Genomic DNA, 19,784 nt, shown 5'->3' with positions numbered 1-19,784 from the left:
CTGGCCCACCTTGGCCGGCAAAGGGGCGTCCGCGAGTCAGCTTGCCGGCGAGGGCACCGTTCCGTTGCGCCAGGCCCCGGCGCCTGCCGTCGCAGCGTTCCTCGCCCGGCGCCAGTGCCGACGCGCCAGCTCGGAGGGCGGGACCTCCATCTGTCCGATTCGGCGGCGAGCGGCGCCGGCCGCGGCGACTGCGGTGATCGTCGCACCGGCGAAGCCGATAGATCCGCCTACCACGGTGACGGCGATGCCGGTGACGAGGAGCTTGGAGGCCATCAGGCTGCTCATCGCGTACCTCTTTCCCTGCGAGTTCTGCTGCATCACTATTGCGCGGGGATTCCCGGACGGCCTCATTCGTGCCGGATGAGCGGGCCCCGGTCTCGATCCGCTCGCGCGGGCGCTTCGGCGGCCGGCCGCCGTACGGCTACCGCCTGCCGGCCTGCCTTCGCGGCGACTGCGAGCCGACCCGTCAGGTTGTCGACAAATGCGTTCGTCCTGCCTGCTCGGCGCGCACTCTAAGGCATGGACCCGGGGTGGGGCGCACCGCATCGGCTGGTCGTGATCGACGGGCCGACGACGCACGCGGTGTGGGACATCCCGTTCGGCGACACCACGATCGGCCGGGACAGTCCGGCCGGCCTCGTCACCGACGGCACGGTCAGCCGCAAGCACGTCCTGGTGTCCCGGCACGGCGATCAGGTGGCGCTCCGCGACCTCGGTTCAGCCAACGGCACCTGGGTCAACGACGACCGGCTGCGGGGCGAGACGCGACCGCTTCTTCCCGGTGACACGCTGCGAATGGGTCACGTCCGGCTCCGGTACGACACACCGGCGAGGCCGCAGCAGCCACAGCCCACGCGATTCGGTGACGTACACGGCCCGGTGAACACCGGCCCGGGGAGCCAGTACGTGGCCGGACGCGACCAGCACGTTGCCGGGCGCGACCTCCACATCGGCGACCGGATCACGCACACCAACGACTACGACGCCTCGGACGAGATGTTCCAGGGCAAGGGCTTCGGCCGCTTCCTGATGATCTTCGGCATGCTGCTCGCCCTGGGCGGATTCGCGCTGATCGGCTACTTCTTCATGATCGCGTTCGGCTCCTCGATCGACGACCCCGTGGGGCAGAATCCCATGGCCGCCGAGCTGGCGCCGGGAGTGCCCATCCTGCCGATCGGCGCCGGCGCGTTCCTGCTCGGCGGCATCCTGGCAGGCATCGGCAGCGGCATGTCCAAGGCGGTCCGCAAACGCGAAGAACGGAGGCGCGGCGCATGAGCACGTTCGGCAACGTCGACGGACCGGTCAACACCGGCTCGGGCAACCAGTTCGTCGCCGGCCGCGACCAGTACGTGGCCGGCCGGGACCAGACCATCGGCGGCGGCGCAGCGGTGGAACTGAACCGTCTCCGCGAGGCGCTGGACGAGCTTCGCCTGACCGGCGCCGAGCGCAAGGCGGCTGAAGCCCAGCTGGACGAGGCCGAGCGGGCGTTGCCGGACCGGGCCGCGGCGGGCTCGCATCTGCAGCGGTTCGCCAACGGGCTGCGCGACGCCGGTGCCCTCGCCACCGCAGGGACCGCGCTGGTCACCTCGCTGCGCGCGCTCGGTGCGCTGGTCGGCCTGCCGCTGATCTGACGACAGCCGGTCATCCGCCTTGTCGATGGGGAAGTATCCGCGCGACACCGCGTCCTCCTGCTGGACGCCGCGCATCACCTCGTCGCCGGCACCACGCCGGCGACCCGGACGGCGCCGCCGTCCGTGGCGGTGGCGGTGCCAGAGCCGACCAAGGAGACAGAAGCCCCTACCTGGCCCCGATCTGATGGTTACAGTACCTTTGTCCACTCCCCCTGGATGGAGCATTTCTGCTCACTGTGCGCGGCATGCGTTTGTCTAGCGAAGGGAGTTTCAATGACCAAGGGTCCTCAAACAACGGAGGAAAAGCCGGTCCCGCCGCCTGCATCATTGTTGCGGGGAGGGAAATCCACCTCTCCGCCGTCGCCGATGCTGGCAACGGACACATCGGCCCCTCCGTCAGGAGTCCGCCTGGTCGACGACGTGCATGAGCTCCTCGGGGACCTCCGGGAAGCGCCGACAACCCCGGTCGGCGGGACGTCCACACCGCCACCACCACCTCCACCGCCGTCATTCCCGGCCAGAGAAGCGCCAATCCCGCCGTCACCGAACCCCACAGGAGGCACTCCCCCACCTCCACCTCCGCCTGCCTATCCGTCCCGGCCTACCGTCACTGCCGCACCGATCAGCCGGGATCGGATCGACGAATGCCTCGACAGCGCCAAGTATTGGGCAATTCGCCTGCCCCGGTACGCAAACGAAATGCAGCGTCGGGCTGACGGTTACGCCATCGCTGCCGCATTTCTCAGCATCGCGAGCCTCGCCATTTGGGGGATTCTGACCGAATCCAATTCGTGGTGGGCGAAAATGCTGGCCTCAGTTGCGGCTTTTGCGGCCGCCGCGGCTGCGATCCTCCCGAGAGTGAAGAACCACGCGGAGGCGGCCGGCAAGGCGAGGCAGCTGGCGACGCAGTACGGCACCATCAAGGGCCGGTTGGTGGATGCTCAGGTCTGGAGTTCTGCAAACGTCGCTGAGGACACCGCCCTACGGCAAGTGGTGGAGGACTTCGAAGCGATCAAGACCGGCAAGGACTCGCTCGTCCCCTATCCCAAGAGGTACATAGACGAGCGGCACCCGGACGCCAAAGGGTAACCGGCGCTGGATGATCCGCTGGACCGGCAACGAGGCCTCCGGCAGCCCGATGAACGGTGGCCATGAGCGCAGTAGCGCCCGCGGGCGCATCCCCCCAGGCGTCGCCTTCGAGCTGTTCGAGGGACTGCTCCTCCCGTTCGCTGATGCGTGGTACGTATCGCTCAGAGTGGTCCAACAGCGGGCTTGCCTCGCTCAATTCGTCGAGGGTCTTCGCGGTGGCTCGGACAATGCCAGGCTCTCCGGGTACGAGCGCCGTCGCGTCTGGTAAGACGAACGGGTCCCGCACCCTGGCGGGGATGCGGGACCCGGTCTGCGGAATCGGTCAGGCCGTGACCTTGCCGTCCTCGTCCTCGGAGACGTCGCTCTCGTCGGTGATCTCCTCGTGGCGGCCGCGGGCAGCCTTACGGCCCGTCGACGCCATCCAGGATCCGAGGACCAGCAGGATCGCGCCGAGCACGGCCATGCCGATCGGCAGCCAGAGGCTGATCAGCTGGATCTGACTCTTGCTGTCACCGGCCGACGCGACATTGTTCGACACCGTGTCGGAGGTGTAGACGAAGTCGCCGTTGAGCAGCTGGGTCGGCGCGCCTGCGTTCGGCACGAAGGTCTTGCGCTGCTGCTCCGACACCTTGATGAAGTTGCCGGTCACCGGCTCGACCCAAATGGTACGGGTGTTGCTGTATTTAACCTCGCCGCTCGTGGCCTTCTTGGCGAACGCGCCGATCAGCGACGCGATCCGCTTCTTCGAGAAGTTCAGCGTGGTCTCCGGGATGACCTGCTCGAAGCGGTACACCTCAAGGCCGTCGATCTTCTCGGAGTCCTTGAACTCGATCGGCAGCGCCTTACGCAGGTCCCGGTCGAAGTACTCGTAGTTCTTCTGCTCCGTGCCGAACGGGAATTTGTAAAGCTGGCCGGTGTAGGAGACCGGGTCCGGAACGTCCGGCGGGGCCACGTCGTTGAGCCGCTGTCCGTCCCACTGGGCGGCGGACGCGGTGTCCCGGTCGAGGGCGATCAGCGCCTCGTACTGGCTGACCATCTCGTTTCTTTCGGTCCAGACGACCGTGCCGAGGCCCCTCCAGACGACCGCCTCGCCCGCGAGGTCTCCGGTCAGCTCCTTGTCGGTGGTGTCCGGCAGCGGAGAGATCTCGGTGGTCGACCGCAGCGTGCCGGTCTTGATACCGACTTCCGGTGCGTCTCCGCCCTTGGTGTAGAGGAATTGGGCATTCTTCGCCTCGGCAATGCTCGGCCGCAGGCAGTCCTCCTTCACCGTCGCAGTGCACGACTTAAGGTCGTATGGGAGCCGGGCAACCGACGGCGCGACGAAGAACGCGAGCCCCGCAGCGATCACCACGGCGAAAACGCCGATGCCGAACAGGACGACACCCGTGCGAGTTTTCATTAAACCTCCCCTTCAGCCGGCCGACCGCTATCCCGTATGAGGGGGTGCCGCCGCCGATAATGGCCGGAGGTTACTCGCCAGTCACATAGTTACGGAACCCTTGGACGGCCAATGTCTGCACCGATTTCGCCTGCCACGCTGCATCGCGTCCCCGCACTTGACGCGGTACGGGTCATCGGCGCGCTCGCGGTGGTGGGGCACCACGCCGGCTTCGCGACCGGGTTGAACACCGGTGGCGGACCGTGGAGCGGGTGGTTCGCCCGGATGGATGCCGGAGTGGCGGTGTTCTTCGTGCTCTCCGGGTTCCTGCTGTACCGGCCCTGGGCGCACGCTCAGGCGTCCGGCGAACCTCGTCCGGGCACCGGCCGCTACCTCTGGCGGCGGGCCATGCGGGTACTTCCGGCGTACTGGGTGACGGTGGCGGTCTGCCTGCTGGTGCTGCCGCGCAACGACGACGCCGCCCCGGCCGACTGGATCCGGCACGTCACGCTGACCCAGATCTACGGACCCGACCACCTGCGGCACGGCCTGAGCCAGACCTGGAGCCTGGCGACCGAGGTGGCGTTCTACGCGCTGCTGCCGCTGCTCGCCGCGCTGCTGGTGAGCGGAGGCAAGCGGGCCGGGCGGCCGTGGGCGATCATCGCCGGCGGGTCCTTGATCACCGGTACGTGGGTGGTGCTGATCGGCGCCGGGGTGCTGTCGGGGAGCCTGCACACCATGTGGCTGCCGGCGTACGGTCTGTGGTTCGGCAGCGGCATGGCGCTGTCCGCGGTGCACGTGGCCCTGCGCCACGGGCACCGGCCGCGCTGGCGCTTCCTGGACGAGATCGGGGCGGCACCGCTGACCTGCTGGGTGGGCGCGCTGGCGGTCTACGCGATTGCCACCACGCCGATCGCCGGTCCCCGGGACCTGGCCGAGCCGACCGCCACCGAGTTCGGGCTCAAGCTGCTGCTCTATTCCGTTCTGGCCATCCTGATCATGGTGCCGCTGGCGTTCGGGCCGCACACGAAGGTCAAGGAGATCTTCGGCAGCCGGGCGGCCCGCTGGCTGGGCACCGTGTCGTACGGCCTGTTCCTGTGGCACCCGTTCGTGCTGGAGGAGTTGTATGCGGTGACCGGACGGCCGGAGTTCACCGGGCCGCTGCTGTCGACGTACCTGATCACCGTGGGCGGCGGGCTGACCCTCGCCACCCTCAGCTACTACCTGATCGAGAAGCCGGCTCAGCGTTTGAGCCACCGCTGGCCGAGGCCGCCGCGGGCCAGGATCACGGAGAGCCAGAGCAGCACGGCGGAGCCGAGCGCGGTCAGCTGAGGCAGCGCCGCGGTGTGCCCGCCGAGGCGCAGCGCGAGCAGGCCCGCCAGCGCGAAGAACCCGACCGGCAGCAGCCAGCCGGCCAACCGGCCGAGCCGGCGCAGCCGCCGGTCGTGCCGGCCGAAGTACGGCTGAAGGGTTCGCAGCACCAGCACGGCGGCCGCGCCGAGCAGGGCCAGGCCCGCCGCCGCCACACCGCCCACGGCCACCAGCGCGACGCCGCCGACCAGCACCGGCAGCAGCGCTCGGCGGCGCCGCCGGCCGGACGCGGGCACCACGGGCGGGCCGCCGCTGCCCCGCCCGGCCAGGGCGCCGGTCACTGCGACGCCGGCGAGGAGCACGGCGCCGGCGATGATGGCGGCGCCGTAGAGCCGGTCCGGCCCGAAGCGCAGCACCACCTCGCCGCTCGCTCCAGGCGGCACGAGCCAGGCCTGCTGCCAGCCGTCGACCACCACGGACGGCAGGGCCTTGCCGTCGATGCTGGCGGTCCAGCCGACGTTCGCGTTCTCCCGCAGGGCGATGACCCGCTGGTTCGGATACTCGTTCAGGTGCAGCCGGCGTGTCGTGGCGGCCCACTCGTCCACCCGTACCGGGGTCTGGAGGCCCGTCCCGGCCGCCGCTTCGCCGAAATCGCGCCATGGCACGCCGCGCCGGCTGCTCACCGGCGTCATGACCAGGCTGCTGGGCGTGGCCAACCCCGAGGCGGCGGCCACGATCCGGGTCTCGCCGGAGGCCACCGGCACCGGGTCCGCCGCGCCGGCGCCGCACACCTGAGCATCGACCTCGCGCAGTTCGAGGAGGTCACGGCGGCTGGCGACGAGCGCCGTGGCGCGGGCGACACCATCCACCACGACCTGCGGCCCGCTGCCGCAGCCCAGGTTGACCTTCGTGGCCTCCGGCGCCCGGGCGGGCGCGGTGTCCGGCAGCGCCGTGATCTCGCCGACCGCCACCGGCAGCTCCCGCTGCACGTTGCGGTACGGGTCGTAGGACACCGCGGGCACCGTGTCGGCGATCAGCACGGTCACTTCGTCGGTGGTCATCGGCGGATCGAAGATCAGCGTCCCGCCGTCGTCCAGGAAGCCGTTACGGATGTCCCGGTCACCGATCGCGGTGATCTGCCACGGCCGGGCCGCCGCCGTCTCGGCGCCGACCGTCAGCCGCAGTCCGGAGATCTGCCGGGTCGACGGCCAGACCATTCGCAGCCACGGGTGGTGGTCCTCGTCGGCGGCGTACCAGGCGGTGTCCGGATCGCCGTCGGCGACCGCGCCTGGGCGGGCGGGCGGCTCCAGCACGCCGATGCTGGACGCGGTGACGGCCGGGGTGATGCCTTCGGCCACCGCGGCCCGGCCGCCGGCGTCGAGCAGCGCGTTGAGCGCCGAGCCAGGCCGTGGGCGGGCCTTCACGGTGAGGTGGTAGCCCGCGGCGACCGGCACGGTAGCGGTGCGGTCGATCCGGGTACCGTCCTCCGAGGCGCGGGCCAGGTCGCCGTTGCAGACCGGACGGCCGTTCACGAAATAGCAGGCGGGCACGGCCGGCGCGGCGGTGAAAACCATGCTGGGCGCCACGTCGGCGACCGGGTCGGGCGGCACCACGAGGGTCCGCTCGGCTCGCAGCCCGGGGATGGTCAGCTCGGTGATGCCGACGCCGCCGAAGCCCAGGCGTACGTCTTTCACCTGGTCGAACTCGACCCGGATCCGGTCGGAGCGCGTGGCGGCGCTGAGCGGCACTGTCACCGTGGTGCCGGTGACGTCCCGGCTGACCGGCGGATTCGGCCCCGAAGTCACGGTGATCCGGGTGGGTATCGAGTCGGTGCCCAGGTCGAAGGTCAGCTGCACCTCACGGATCAGCTGGGCGCCCGGCAGGCGTACCTCGAACCACTGCTCGGTGGCGACCGTGCCGGGGGCCGAGCGCCACGAGGTGCCGACGTCGCCGTCGAGCGCCGCGAACGGCTGGTACGCGGGCCGCGCCCCGGACAGCGGTTGCGCCTCGGCGAACGAGCTGGAGGCGGTGACCGTGTCGATGCCCCGGTAGTCGACCACCGTCTCGTTGCCCTCGCTCCATGCGGGCAGGTAGTCGCGGGCCGGCGCGCCGAGTCGGGCCCGCTCGCCGGCCTGCATGGTGGCCGAGGCGCTGTCGTGGGACAGGCCGAAGGACACCTCCTTGCGGCGCAGCCCGTCGGTGACCAGCACCGGCCCGTCGGCGGTCTCCTTGGTACGGTCCCCGGCCAGCACCGTGGGCCCCGCCGGCAGGACACCGGCGGCCGCCGCGTCGAGCACCGACTCCGGCCCGCCCACCACCGTGGTGAGGTCGCTCGAGTCGTAAGCCACCACCGGCGCGACGGTCTGCGTGACCTCCCAGACCTCCAGCGCCCGCACGCGCGGGTTGAACCCGTTGTCGACGAAGATGCCGGGCAGGCGGCCGCCGCCGACGGACGGTCCGAACCCGGCGACCTGGCGCAGTCCCACCGAGCGGGCCAGCGACTGCCGCACGATCGCCGGCTGGGTGGCGCCGGAGCGGCCGTAGTCCAGGTCCGAGCGCAGGAGCAGATATCGCACCCCGGAGCGGGACAGGAACTGCGCCAGCCCGGCCGAGCCGGCGCCACTGTTCAGGGTGCGTTCGATGGCATCCAGGACCCGGATGGTCTGTGGCGGAGTGAGCGGGATCGAGCTGCGCACGCCCCACCGCTTGTCCAGCAGCGGCTGGGTGATCTCGTCACTCGGGCTGCCCCACAGGTAGCGCGGGAAGCGGCTGCCCGGGATCACCAGCACGTGCTCCTGGTCGAGGTGCCGATTCAGCCAGCCTGACGCCTGCCGCCAGTAGTCCGGCACGGTCTGGAAGCTGCCCGGAGCGGCCAGCCCGGCGCCGAGGGCGGGCGCCGCCACCCCGGCCACGCCGATCAGGGCCACGCCGGTGAGCGTGGCCGCGCGCCACCGGGCCGGGCCGGCTCGCGGGCCGGTGGCCGTGCTCGCGGCCCGGGCGAACACCGTGATGAGGTGGGCCATGCCGAGGATCAACGGCAGCCGGACGATCACGTCGAATTTGTGCACGTTGCGCAGCGGTGCGCCGGCCCCGTCGAGGAACGCCTGCTGGGACTCGGCGAACAGTCCGGAGACCGCCCCGACGTGCCCGAGGCCGACCAGGGCCAGGCCGACCAGTAGGCCGGTGATCAGGAACCACCGGTGCGGCATGCCGCGGCGGGCCAGGCCGGCGATGCCGAGACCGGCCACCACCAGGGAGGCCAGGACCAGCGGCCGCTCGGTGGCCAGCCGCCAGCCGGCCGTCCACGGCGGGCCGAACGAGCTGCTCAGGTACGCGTGCCAGTGCGACGCTCCGCGCAGCACCGAGACCATGTCGGTGGGCGCCGTGGTCACCGCCCCGGTCTCGATGTAGTCCAGGAACGGCGGGCTGTACCGGCCCAGCAGCAGGAGGGGCACCACCCACCACGCGGTGGCGCACCCGACCGCCATGCCCCAGGCGACCAGCGCCTTCATCCGCAGCGAGTACGGGCGCAGCCCGAGCAGCCAGATGCCGGCGAGCGGGATCACGGCCATGACGGCGGTCGCGTTCACGCCGCCGGCGCACGCCACGATCAGGGCGGACCGGGTCACCGAGCGCAGCAACGGTGCGCCCAGGGGTAGCGCGACGAGCGGGACCAGCACCCACGGCGCAAGCGCGCTGGGCCATGCCTCGACCGAGATCGGGCCGAGCTCGGTGATCATCCTGGGTGAGAGCGCGAAGGCGGCGCCGGCGATCAGCCGTACCCACGGTGAGCCGATGTTGAGCCGCTCGGCCAGCTTCACCAGGCCGGTGCACGCGACCGTCATGACCAGGGTCCACCAGAGCCGCTGGATCACCCAGGCCGGGATCGCGAGCAGCTTGCCGACCAGGTAGAAGGAGCCCATCGGCCAGAGGTAGCCGTACGCCTGGTTCTGCAGCTGCCCGAAGGTGCCGGCCGGATCCCAGACGTGCAGCGCCCGGGCCAGCCATCCAGCCGGGTCGACCGCCAGGTCGACCTTGGTGTCGATCGCGATGAGACCTGGATCTTGCAGGAACGCCAGCGCGGCCAGGCCGAGACAGACCGTGAAAAGGCGCATCCGCCAGACCGAACGGGGCACGGCATCACCCACTTCGGCCTGGTCGACACGGTTCAGTGGGCGATGCATTCTCCTCCTTTCCGCCGATGTGGGGTCACCGGGCGACCCATAGTGTGACGCGGCCAACAGATGTTACTCACCAGTAGAGGTGAATGTGGACATTCCAGCCGCCGCAGCCCGGCACGTCATGTTCCTCAACTGGCGGGACACTCGTAATCCCCATGGTGGCGGATCCGAGGTGTATGTGGAGAAGATCGCCGAAGAGCTGATCCGCAGGGGATACCGGGCCACGCTCTTCTGCGCAGCTCACAGCGAGGGTGCGGCGGAGGAGGCAACGGCCGCCGGGCTGCGTGTGCTGCGCCGCGGCGGCCGGCACACGGTCTACCTGCATGCCGCGCTCGCCTACCTGCTCGGCATCATCGGCTTCGGCCCGCTGAGCCGGCGCCGCGGTGGCCGGCCGGACGTGCTGGTCGACGTCGGTAACGGTCTGCCCTTCCTGTCCCCGTTGTGGTGCCGTCGTCCGGTCATCGCCCTCGTGCACCACGTGCACCGCGAGCAGTGGCCGGTCGTGCTGACTCCACGGCTCGCCCGGATCGGCTGGTGGATCGAGTCGTGGCTGGCGCCGCGGGTCTACCGCGGGTGCCGCTACGTCACCGTCTCCGCCGCGACCCGCGACGAGCTGGCCGTGCTCGGCATCGACCCGGAGCGCGTCACGATCGTTCACAACGGCACGCCGGAGATGGCCCCGGCCGCGCCGGTGGCCCGTACGCCGGAGCCGTCGCTGGTCGTGGTGGGCCGCCTCGTGCCGCACAAGCGGGTCGAGATGGCGCTGGACGCGGTGGCCGCCCTGTCCCCGCAGTTCTCCGGCCTGAGCCTGGTGGTGGCCGGCCAGGGCTGGTGGGAGGACGAGCTGCGGGCGTACGCGGAGAACCTCGGCATCGCGGACCGGGTGCGGTTCGCAGGCTTCGTCAGCGACGAGGAGAAGCGCGTCGTGATGAGCGAGGCGTGGCTCGCGCTGACCCCCTCGCTCAAGGAGGGCTGGGGCCTCACCATCGTGGAGGCGGGCGCGGTGGGCACGCCGAACATCGCATTCCGGGGCGCCGGCGGGGTGGAGGAGTCGCTGGTCGATGGCCGGACCGGCCTGCTGGCCGAGGATCACGCGGACTTCATCGCGAAGGTGCAGCTGTTGCTCGCCGACGACGCGCTACGCACCGAGATGGGCAGCGCGGCGCGGGCACATGCGGACCGGTTCACCTGGCCGTCGGCGGGAGAGAAGTTCGCCGCTCTGGTGGAGCAGCCGAGGGTGGTCCCGGCGCTTCGCACGCCGGGACCACGCACTCACCTGGTGCCGTAGACGCCCGTCTGCAGGACGTCCTTGGTCACCTGTTCCTCGTTCACGCTGCCCGCCGTCGCTTTGGACGAGCCGGCGAGGCTGTTGACCAGCGCCGCCGTACCGAGCGCGCCCAGACCAAGGGCGACGACCCCGGCCAGGAGCAGCGGAAGGGCTCTGCTCACCATGTAACTCCTCCTTGAAGCTTGTGGGCTGTGCGTGGGCGGGGACGCTACCACCAAGTAACTTCCGTGCGAAGAGGGTTCTCGTACAGGTCCAAGGACGGTCCGTCGTGAACCAGCCGGAGGCCGGCCAGGGCCGCATCCGGCACCAAGACCCCTCCCGTGACCTGCTGCACCACCACCCAGCGCACCCCCAGGCCGGACAGCGGAGCACCGGAGGCCAGGGCTTGCCGGACCGCGGTGGCCCGGTGGTCCTCCCCGGCCACGACCACATCCCCCACGACCAACCGGTCGTCGGTCAGCACCTCGGCGTCGAGATAACGCGGCAGCGGATCCAGCACGGTCCGCCGGAGATTCCAGGAGTAGGTGTGATAGGCGGCGAACGGCAGAGAGAGCACCACACCCGGGCGGTCCGCGACGATCCGGGCCACCGCCGCGAAGTCCGCCGGGTAGGGCGCCGGCCGCAGCCGGCCGGCGGCGCCGTAGGCGAGATCCGGTTGCAAGGCCACCGGCAGCAGCAGGATGCCGGCCAGCACCACGCGCGCCGCGCTCCCCTGACCGGCGCGATCCCGGGCGGCGGTCGCGGCGCGTTCGGCGCCGAGGGCCGCCAACAGGCAGAGCAGCAGAGCGTACGGGAGGACGAACTTCTGACCGTCGCGGAAGAGGCCGCCCCCTGGCACCGTGGCGACCAGCCACTCCAATGCCGCCCGGCCGCCCGGCAGCAGCCCGAACGCGGCGATCAGGAAGCCGCCGCCGGCCAGTGCGAGCAGGCGTGCCGCGACGCCGGCCGGCCAGCGGTCGCGCAGCGGACGCCAGCCGGCCACCGCGAGCCCGAGCAGCAGCAGAGTGCCGAGCGGGGCCAGCACCGAGGCCCGGCTGGGAAGCGTGGTCTGCGCGTTCCAGATCCCGCCGGTGCCGGCCAGCGCGCCCAGCGGACCGCTCCAGCCTTCGCCACGGACCGCGAAGGCGGCGACGCCGGCCGGGTCGCTGCGGGCGTCGGCGTCGGTCACGACAGCGGCGATCAGCCAGGGCGCGTTGAGCAGCGCCGTCCCGGCCACCGCCAAGGCGCTCAGGACGGTGCGGCGGGCGGCCAGCACCGCAACGGCGGCCAAGGCGAGCACACCGCCGGTCGGGGTCACCGCGGCCAGGGCGCCGAATCCGAGCAACGCGGGCAGGGCGCGGCGGTCACCCTCGCGTATGCGCAGGGCGGCGGACACGATCCAGGGCAGGGCGGCGTAGGCCAGCAGCAATCCCCACTGCCCGAGCAGCAGCCGCTCGGCGAGGTACGGGGTCCACGCGTACGCCACCGAGGCGATCAGTCGGGTGCCGAGCCGCCCGGCCGGGACCAGACGGCCCGCGCCGAGCGCCGCGAGGAGCAGCACCGCGGCCAGCACCACCCGCTGCACCAGCCAGCCGGGCACCACCTGGGTGACGAGCGAGACCAGCGCGTCCAGCGGCACCGCCCGGGGCAGCGTGGCTGACGGTGCGACAAGTTCCCAGCGCAGCGGCTGACGTGGCACGAAGACCATGTCGTAGGAGAGGACGTAGCCCGGGGCGGCCAGCGGCGCGAGCACCACGACGGTGACCACGAGCGCCGTCGCCGGAAGCGCAAGCCGTCGCAAAGTCACCGACTTAGTCTGATCCACGCGACAACGACAGGAACCGGGACGGGCAGGAATGGCGAAGGGTAACGGGATCGGCACGGCGGGACTCGCGGTCACCGCCGCGGGCGTGCTGGCCAACGCGCTGGCGTACGTCGTACCCGTGCTCGGCGCGCGCAAGCTCACCGCCGCCGATCTCAGCGCGCTGGCCACGCTGCTCGCTATGACCGCGATCGCCGGAGTGGCCAGCACCGGACTGCAGATCGCGGTGGCCGTGCACCGGGCCCGCTCGGGTCCGGTGCCCACCGCCCGGTCGGCGCTCTACACGGTGCTCGGCGCGGCCTGCGCGCTACTGCTGGCCATGCCGATCGCGGTCGCCGGGCTGCACCTGCCGGCCGCCGCGACGGCGCTGGCCGCGGTCTCCACGGTGGGCGTGGTCGCAGCCGGCCGGTGGCTCGGCGAGATGCAGGGCGACCAGCGGTTCCTGCCGCTCGCGGCGGGCATCGCGGTGGTGTCCGGCGGGCGTTACGGCGGCGTCGTTCTGGGCCTGGCCGCCGGGGCCGGGCTGACCACGTCGCTGCTCATCGGCGCGGCCACCGCGATCCTGGCCCTGCCGGTACTGCACCTGCTTGCCCGCCGAACGGGCGTACGTAAGGAGGGCGAACCGCTCCCGCTGCGTGCCGTGCTGACCGCCGGCGGCGCGACCCTGGCCATGCTCGTCGTCTCGTACGCCGACCTGCTGCTGGCCCGCCGCTTCCTGCCGCCGGACGCCTCCGGGGCCTACGCGGTCGGGACGGTCCTCACCAAGGGCGCGCTCTGGGCGCCGCAGGTGGTGACCATCCTGGCGCTGCCTCGGCTGGCTCAGGGCAATCGGCGCACGCTGCGGCTCGGCCTGCTGCTGGTCGGCGCGTGCGGCGCCGTACTGGTGTCGGCCGCGGCCCTCGTCGGCGGCCTGGCGTTCCGGCTCGCCGGCGGCCCGGACTACGTGGACCTGGGCCGGCACGCCTGGATCTTCGCGGCCACCGGCGCCTGCTACGGCGTGGTCTTCATGCTGGTCAACGCGCAGGTGGCGGCCGAGGCGAAGTGGCCGTCGGCGCCGCTGTGCGCGATCACCGCGGTGTTCGTGCTCGTCGCCTGGCTCGCGCTGCCGCACACCGTCGAGGGCATCGCGCTGGGCGCGCTGGGCGCCGCCGCGACTGCCCTGATCGTGATGGGCGGGCTGGTAGCGCTACGAGTTCGGACACCCGTTACCGAGGCACGCCCCGAAGATGAAACTCTCTCGGTCGGCTGAGAATCGGACGGGGGTCGGAGAAGTGCACAGGGTGGCGCGGCGAACGCTGGGGTGTGTATTGGCGGTCTCGCTGGCGGCGGTGACCATGGCCGCGGCAGCGTCACCGGACTCACCGGCCGATGACGGCGGGATCAGCGCCGGCGAGCTGACCGCGATGTTCCAGCGGTACGGCGACACCTCGGGCACCTGGCTCGGCGCCGACCGGACGGCCTCGGTGCCGCTGCCGGACGGCCGGACCCTCTGGCTCTTCTCGGACACGTTCCTCGGCAAACCGAGCGCGGACGGCTCCCGGCCCCGCACCTCCGCGCTGATCCACAACGCGGCGATCATCCAGACCGGCACGGAGCTCGGCCCGCTGCACGCCGGCGGTACGCCCGAAGGGCCGACCTCGCTGGTGCCCACCGATACGGACGACGAGTTTCACTGGGTGGGCGACGCCGCGGTCACCGGGGGCACGGCACAGGTGCTGGTGAACCGGTATCGGCGTACCGGGGCCGGGCCGCTGGACCACAAGCTGACCGGCACCGGGCTGGCCACCTTCGAGCTGCCCGACCTGACCCCCGGCACGATTCGAGAGCTGCCACTGGGCACCCGGATCTCGTGGGGCTCCGAGGTGATGCCGGACGGCGATTGGACGTACGTCTACGGCACCGAGGCGGCCGGTGACATGAAGTTCGCGCACCTGGCCCGGGTGTACGGCACCGACCTCACGCACTCCTGGGAGTTCTGGACCGGCTCGGGATGGTCCACCGCGGAGGCCGAGTCGGCGCGGCTGCTCAGCGGCGTCGGGACGAACTACGGCGTACGCCGGGTCGGCAGCCACTACGTCCTGGTCACCCACGAGAACAATCTGACCTTCAGCGCGGACTTCGTGGCGTACACCGCGAAGTCGCCGGCCGGGCCGTTCGGCGGGCCGCACTACCTGTTCAGCGCGCCCGAAGTCCGGGCCGGGCACATCGTCTACGACGCCGACCTGCACCTCGACCTGGCCCGCAAGGGCCGGCTGCTGATCTCTTACAACGTCAACGACCTGGACGAGGCGGTCACCTACGCCGACGCGAGCATCTACCGGCCCCGGTTCGTGGAGGTCGAGTGGCCGCCGGCCGGTTCCTCGGCCCGGCGCCCGGCGGCGCCGCAGGGACTCACCGCCTTCGCCGACCGCGCCGGCACCGCCGACCTGGCCTGGCAGCCGGTGCACGGCAACGGCATCACCTATCGGGTCTACCGGCGCGACGTCACGGACGGGCAGACCCATTTCGTACGCCTGCCCGGTGAAGGACCTGGCCCGGCGACGAGTTTCCGTTCGGACTTCCTGGTCAACGGGCACGACTACGAGTTCGCGGTGACCACCGTGGCCGGTTATAAGGAGAGCGCCCTGTCGGCCATCGCGACGATGCGGGCGACCGTGCCACCCCCGAGCGCCCCGACCGGGGTGCGCGCCGAGTCCCAACCGGACGGCCGGGTCACCGTGCACTGGGATCCGATCCCGTTCGTGCAGCTGTTCAAAGTCTTCGGGCGGGACCTCACTGCCGAACAGAAGCAGGCGTCGTCGGCCGGCGCGTACCCGGGCCTGAGCGCCACCATCGGCCCACTGCGGCACGGCCACCGGTACGACATCACGGTCGTGGCCGTCGGCGGCGGCGGTGACAGCACGCCCTCTCAGCCCGTACACATCATGGCCACCGTAGCCGAGCCCCCCGCACCCGGCCGGCCCACCGCCGAGGCGCAGGCCGACGGGTCGATCCACCTGGCCTGGCAGCAGGTCGCGCCGGAGATCGGCTACCGGATCTACCGCCGCGATCTGACCAGGGGCGAGACCTGGTGGGGGCCGCCGGGCCTGGCGATGGGCACCGCCTTCGACACCGGCCCGCTGACCCATGGCCACGAGTACGAGTTCGCGGTCGCCGCGGTCAACGATGGCGGGGAGAGCCCGTGGTCGCCGACGGCGACCGCGCAGGCGAATGTTGCCGCCCCGGACGAGGTGCCGGCGCGGCTGAAGGCCGAGGCCGGACCAGGCTTCGTCAAGCTGACCTGGCAGTCCACCGGCTCGGCCTGGTACTGGCTGTTCCGGCGGGACGTGGCCGCCGGCGAGCGGGAGTTCGTCCGCGAGGAGGTCCCGGTCCAGGGCACCCGGGCGACCGTGCACAACCTGATCGACGGCCACGTATACGAACTCCAGGTGGCCGAGTTCAGCGGCGGCGACGTCGGGCCCAGGTCCAAGGCGGTCAAGGTGCGCCTCCCCGCGCTCATGCCGACTCGGATCGCGGCCCACAGTGACACAGTCGGCGCGGCCACCGTCACCTGGCAGGAGAACCGCGGCGGGCTGATGTACCGGATCCAGCTGCGGGATGCGAACGCCGCCGAGGACTGGCATACCGACCCGTTCCCGGTGTACGGCAACCGCTTCGAGACGTCCAAGCTGACCAGCGGGCACCGGTACGAGTTCCGGCTCGTGCTGCCGGACGAGTCGGTCTCGCCGATCGCCGCCACCACGGTGAAGTGACGAGCGCCGCCCAAGCGGTCACCGCGGCAGTCGGGGGTGATTCAGTTGGTGTGGGCTGCAGCGCCGGCACGGTCCGGCTGGTCTTTCCGGTAGCCGGCGGGGTGGTTCAGCAGTCGCTCGGCAGCGGTGCCCAGCCGCCGCAACAGCATCCGGGCCACCGCGTGAACCAGATCGCGGTCGTGGGTCAGTACAAAGTCTCCACTGCCGTCGACGCCGGGCCGGATGCACAGCGCGACCCCGCAATGGGGGCCGACCACGGCCAGCACCGTTTCCACTGACTCCGGTCCGTCGACCGGCGCTGTCGCGATCCGTACCGAAGACGGGTGACTGCCCAGCAGCGTGGGCCCGGCAACGCCGACGAAGGCCGCGGTTTCCGCTACCGGCGCGAGCCTGGAAAGCCATCCCTGGCCGGTGGCCGGATCCGGGTACGCGCCGAGTACAACCGCGAATGAGCCGGTCCCGGCCGCCTGACGCCACATGTACTCGATCAAGCCGTCGAGCAACGGCTGGTCGCCGGTACGGCTGTGATGCCGTGCCGCCGCCATGCTGAACGGGGTGCCGGCCGGAAGGTGCAGGTCCGGTCGCGGCGGGCGCAGCCGTGCAGAGTGGTGGACTTGCAGGCCCGCTATGGCGCTGAGCGGACCGGGCCGGGCGAACAGCCAGCCCTGCCCCCATCGGGCGCCGAGGGCCTGCGCGGTCGCCACGTCCGCTTCGGTTTCGATGCCCTCGGCGAGCACGATCGCACCGGTTCGATCAGCGTAGGCGCCGGCCATCGCCGCGGTTTCGATGGTGTACGGGGAGTAGGGGTTGCGAAGCAAGTGCATGTCGAGTTTGACCACCTCCGGCTCCAGGAGCGGGAGGAACGCCATCGACAGCGGGTCAGCGCCGACATCGTCCAGGGCGAGGGCGCCACCACTGTGGTGGACCGTGCCGGCAATGTTCAGCAGCGACGCCGGGAAGGTTCCGAGAGCTCGCTCGGTCAGCTCCAACACGATCCGGAAGGACCGCTCGGCGCTGACCTCAGCCGCAAGCTCGGGCGTGACAGCGTTGTTCAGCACGCCCGGCTCGGCATTGATGAACACAAGCGGCGGCGTCACATCCCCCGCTGCCCGCGCGAACTGCACCGCCCGCGTGAAACAGAGCTGATCGAGCTGAGGCATCAACCCGGCCCGCTCGGCCGCGGCAAACAGCACGTCGGGGTACTCCACCGGCGACCCGGCCGGCCCCCGGGCCAACGCCTCGACGCCTACCACCGCCCTGCTGGCGAGGTCGACGATCGGCTGGTACAGCGGAAAAATCGCGCGTTCAGCCAGCACTTGGGAGATGAGCGCGGCGTCGCGGCCCGGGTGTTGGCCGGCCTCCCGATCTGTCGGGCTCATGCCACTCCAACCGTCGGGTTCGGTTGACTTACCTGCCCCCTATCGGCAGATCACGGCCGGACCTGAGCGGGGCGGCACATATTCCTCCGGTCGTTACACCATGCCTGCAGCAGTGCCTTGCCCCTCCGAAGCCGACCCACACTATTCTCGGTGGCGTTTCAAGCCACGTCACGGTCGCGGTAGGCGCGGGGAAGTTCCTCCCGCGGTGTGCCCGCGAGGACGCGGTTGCGTCCTGCGCGTTTGGCGGCGTAGAGGTTGCGGTCAGCGATGGCCAGCGTGGCGGACTGGCTGGGGGGCGAGGTTTCAGCGACTCCAGCCACGCCGATGCTGACGGTGACGGGCAGGTCGCTGGTGATGCCTTCCCAGTGGTGTGCGCTGACGACCTGACGGATGCCGTCCACCGTGGCGGTCGCGACGGCGACCGAGGTGGCGGGCAGCACGAGCAGGAATTCCTCCCCGCCCAGACGGGCGACGAATCCGTGCGGGGTGGCGGCGGCCAGGCCGGTTTCCAGCAGTTTCGCGACTTGCACGAGCACCTGGTCGCCGGTGTCGTGGGAGAGCTGGTCGTTGATCCGTTTGAAGTGGTCGATGTCGGCGACCGCCAGGGTCAGGCCGGGATCATTCGCGATCAGGGCGGGCAGTTCTTCGTCGACGTAGCGGCGGTTGCGCAGCCCGGTCAGCGGGTCGCGGCGAGCCTGCTCGCGGTACAGCTCGGCCTGCTCGCGGGCTTCCGCGGTTTCGAACATCGCCTGCCGGGCCTGCGCCTGGGCCTCCCGTTCCTGCGACCGCAGGCTCTCGCGGGCCTCGATGAACACCTTCAGCTCGGCGAAAGCGGCGGCGTGGTCGCCCCGTGCGGCGTGCAGGTCGGCCTGCTCCTCGTGCACCTGGACCAGGATGGCGTGCAGTCCGAGCTCGGCGGACAGCTCACGGCAAGCGTCGAGGTTCTGCTGGGCCCGGACGGCATCGCCCAGGCCCCGCAGGGCACGGGCCAGGGTGAGCCGGTAGTAGACCAGGTCGGCGACAGCCTCGACGTGTCCGGCCTCGTACCGGGCGATACAGGTCAGCATCGTCTGCTCTGCCTCGGCGTACTCGCCGTTGGCGGCTTGGACCTCGCCGACCGTGTGGAGGGTGGGGGGATCGAGCTCGAGGCCGTGCGCTTCGGCGTGATCGATCATCCGGCCGATCACCTGGCGGGCCCGGACGACGTCGCCGCATTCGTACTCGTAATGGGCCCAGTTGTTGAGCAGGATCGTCAGCAACTCCCGTTGCCGCGCCTTCTCAGCCAGCTCCCCGGCCTGCCGGTAACGCAGCCGGGCCGCGTCCATCGCGCCTGTGTCGGCCAAGGCGTCGGCGAGTCTGGTGCGATGCCAGATCTGCGCGAACACAGTGGCGGTCTCATCGAGCAGTTCGACCGCGCTCAGCGAATGCTCCAGTCGCTTGGCCGAATCACCGGAAAGCCTCTGGATCAAGGCGCACTGCCCGTGGGCGCGGGCCTCCAGCAGGCGGTTGCCGTGCTGGGCGGCCCATTGCTGCACGTCGTAGATCTCGCGGGCGACGCCCGCGATCTCGCCGGTCCGCACGCCCATGCCGGCCCGGCAGAGACGGGCGCGCATCAGAAGACCCTCGTCGCCCAACGCCGTAGCGTGCCGTTCCAGCTCGACCGCGGCGGCAAGGCCGGCCTCGGCGTCCGAGACGAATTGCTCTTCCATCGCCAACAGGGCAGCCGACAACACCTCGGCACTTGGCGCCTCGTCGTGCATGGGTGCACCCCCAGCCGTCTTCTACCGCTCCCGATCGGCCCGGGGCGTCATCCGCTTAGTCAACGATTGACTAGCTACCTGCCTCGGGAACCGAAGTCTTCTACTTAGCCGAGCTTGACGTTGAAGATCGGGTTCGCGGCCAGCTTGCGGAACGCGGTGAGGCTGGTCTTGGTGCTGTTGATGCTGATGTCGCGGTCGCCCTGGTCGTCGTGGG

13 protein-coding genes and 1 pseudogene are annotated in these 19,784 nt (G+C 71.1%); 7 read left to right on the top strand and 7 right to left on the bottom strand.

The window, feature by feature from the left end:
• Positions 1-36: 36 nt before the first annotated feature.
• Entirely contained in the window at positions 37-285 is a 249-nt protein-coding gene (locus AB0368_RS29930) for a hypothetical protein (protein ID WP_366157352.1), read from the bottom strand.
• A gap of 234 nt (positions 286-519) precedes the next feature.
• Between AB0368_RS29930 and AB0368_RS29925 the strand changes: the two genes are divergently transcribed.
• From AB0368_RS29925 to AB0368_RS29915, 3 genes are all read left to right on the top strand, one after another.
• Positions 520-1,275, top strand: coding sequence for an FHA domain-containing protein (locus AB0368_RS29925; protein ID WP_366157351.1), 756 nt, complete (start codon positions 520-522; stop codon positions 1,273-1,275).
• Complete coding sequence (locus AB0368_RS29920; protein WP_366157350.1) at positions 1,272-1,631, top strand: hypothetical protein; 360 nt, start codon at positions 1,272-1,274, stop codon at positions 1,629-1,631. The genes AB0368_RS29925 and AB0368_RS29920 overlap by 4 nt, the downstream gene beginning before the upstream one ends.
• A gap of 699 nt (positions 1,632-2,330) precedes the next feature.
• Positions 2,331-2,720, top strand: coding sequence for a hypothetical protein (locus tag AB0368_RS29915; protein WP_366157349.1), 390 nt, complete (start codon positions 2,331-2,333; stop codon positions 2,718-2,720).
• Between the two features lie 322 nt (positions 2,721-3,042).
• Here AB0368_RS29915 and AB0368_RS29910 read toward each other — a convergent pair whose 3' ends face one another.
• Positions 3,043-4,119 carry a DUF3068 domain-containing protein gene (locus tag AB0368_RS29910; protein WP_366157348.1) on the bottom strand — a complete coding sequence of 359 codons (1,077 nt, stop codon included), beginning with the start codon at positions 4,117-4,119 and terminating at the stop codon, positions 3,043-3,045.
• 111 nt (positions 4,120-4,230) lie between these two features.
• Here AB0368_RS29910 and AB0368_RS29905 point away from each other — a divergent pair, with 111 nt between their 5' ends.
• Positions 4,231-5,430 (top strand): acyltransferase, encoded by a 1,200-nt coding sequence (locus AB0368_RS29905; RefSeq protein WP_366157347.1) that lies wholly within the window; start codon positions 4,231-4,233, stop codon positions 5,428-5,430.
• Here AB0368_RS29905 and AB0368_RS29900 read toward each other — a convergent pair.
• Positions 5,340-9,524, bottom strand: coding sequence for an alpha-(1->3)-arabinofuranosyltransferase (locus AB0368_RS29900; protein ID WP_366157346.1), 4,185 nt, complete (start codon positions 9,522-9,524; stop codon positions 5,340-5,342). The two genes, AB0368_RS29905 and AB0368_RS29900, sit on opposite strands and share 91 nt — an antisense overlap.
• 154 nt (positions 9,525-9,678) lie before the next feature.
• Here AB0368_RS29900 and AB0368_RS29895 point away from each other — a divergent pair, with 154 nt between their 5' ends.
• Complete coding sequence (locus tag AB0368_RS29895; RefSeq protein ID WP_366157345.1) at positions 9,679-10,878, top strand: glycosyltransferase family 4 protein; 1,200 nt, start codon at positions 9,679-9,681, stop codon at positions 10,876-10,878.
• On the opposite strand, the gene AB0368_RS29890 is transcribed toward AB0368_RS29895, so the two are convergent.
• Together AB0368_RS29890 and AB0368_RS29885 are read right to left on the bottom strand one after the other, a co-directional pair.
• Positions 10,863-11,042: a hypothetical protein gene (locus AB0368_RS29890; RefSeq protein ID WP_366157344.1), complete on the bottom strand. Its 180-nt coding sequence runs from the start codon at positions 11,040-11,042 to the stop codon at positions 10,863-10,865. The two genes, AB0368_RS29895 and AB0368_RS29890, sit on opposite strands and share 16 nt — an antisense overlap.
• 71 nt (positions 11,043-11,113) lie before the next feature.
• Positions 11,114-12,664: pseudogene (locus AB0368_RS29885) on the bottom strand (hypothetical protein); the annotation flags it as partial.
• Between the two features lie 49 nt (positions 12,665-12,713).
• Here AB0368_RS29885 and AB0368_RS29880 point away from each other — a divergent pair.
• Positions 12,714-13,928 (top strand): polysaccharide biosynthesis protein, encoded by a 1,215-nt coding sequence (locus tag AB0368_RS29880; protein ID WP_366157343.1) that lies wholly within the window; start codon positions 12,714-12,716, stop codon positions 13,926-13,928.
• Positions 13,929-13,986: 58 nt separating this feature from the next.
• Positions 13,987-16,431 (top strand): fibronectin type III domain-containing protein, encoded by a 2,445-nt coding sequence (locus AB0368_RS29875; protein ID WP_366157342.1) that lies wholly within the window; start codon positions 13,987-13,989, stop codon positions 16,429-16,431.
• 41 nt (positions 16,432-16,472) lie between these two features.
• Here the strand turns inward: AB0368_RS29875 and AB0368_RS29870 are convergent, their stop codons facing one another.
• The gene (locus AB0368_RS29870) at positions 16,473-17,810 is read right to left on the bottom strand and encodes an EAL domain-containing protein (protein ID WP_366157341.1); all 1,338 of its coding nucleotides are present in this window, start codon (positions 17,808-17,810) and stop codon (positions 16,473-16,475) included.
• A gap of 158 nt (positions 17,811-17,968) precedes the next feature.
• Positions 17,969-19,519, bottom strand: coding sequence for a GGDEF domain-containing protein (locus AB0368_RS29865; protein WP_366157340.1), 1,551 nt, complete (start codon positions 19,517-19,519; stop codon positions 17,969-17,971).
• Between the last annotated feature and the right edge of the window lie 265 nt (positions 19,520-19,784).

This window comes from Actinoplanes sp. NPDC051475 (assembly GCF_040689425.1).
Taxonomy (GTDB): Bacteria; Actinomycetota; Actinomycetes; order Mycobacteriales; family Micromonosporaceae; genus Actinoplanes.
The sequence above is the reverse complement of the archived record's forward strand: the minus strand, read 5'-3'. Positions and strand labels throughout refer to the sequence as shown.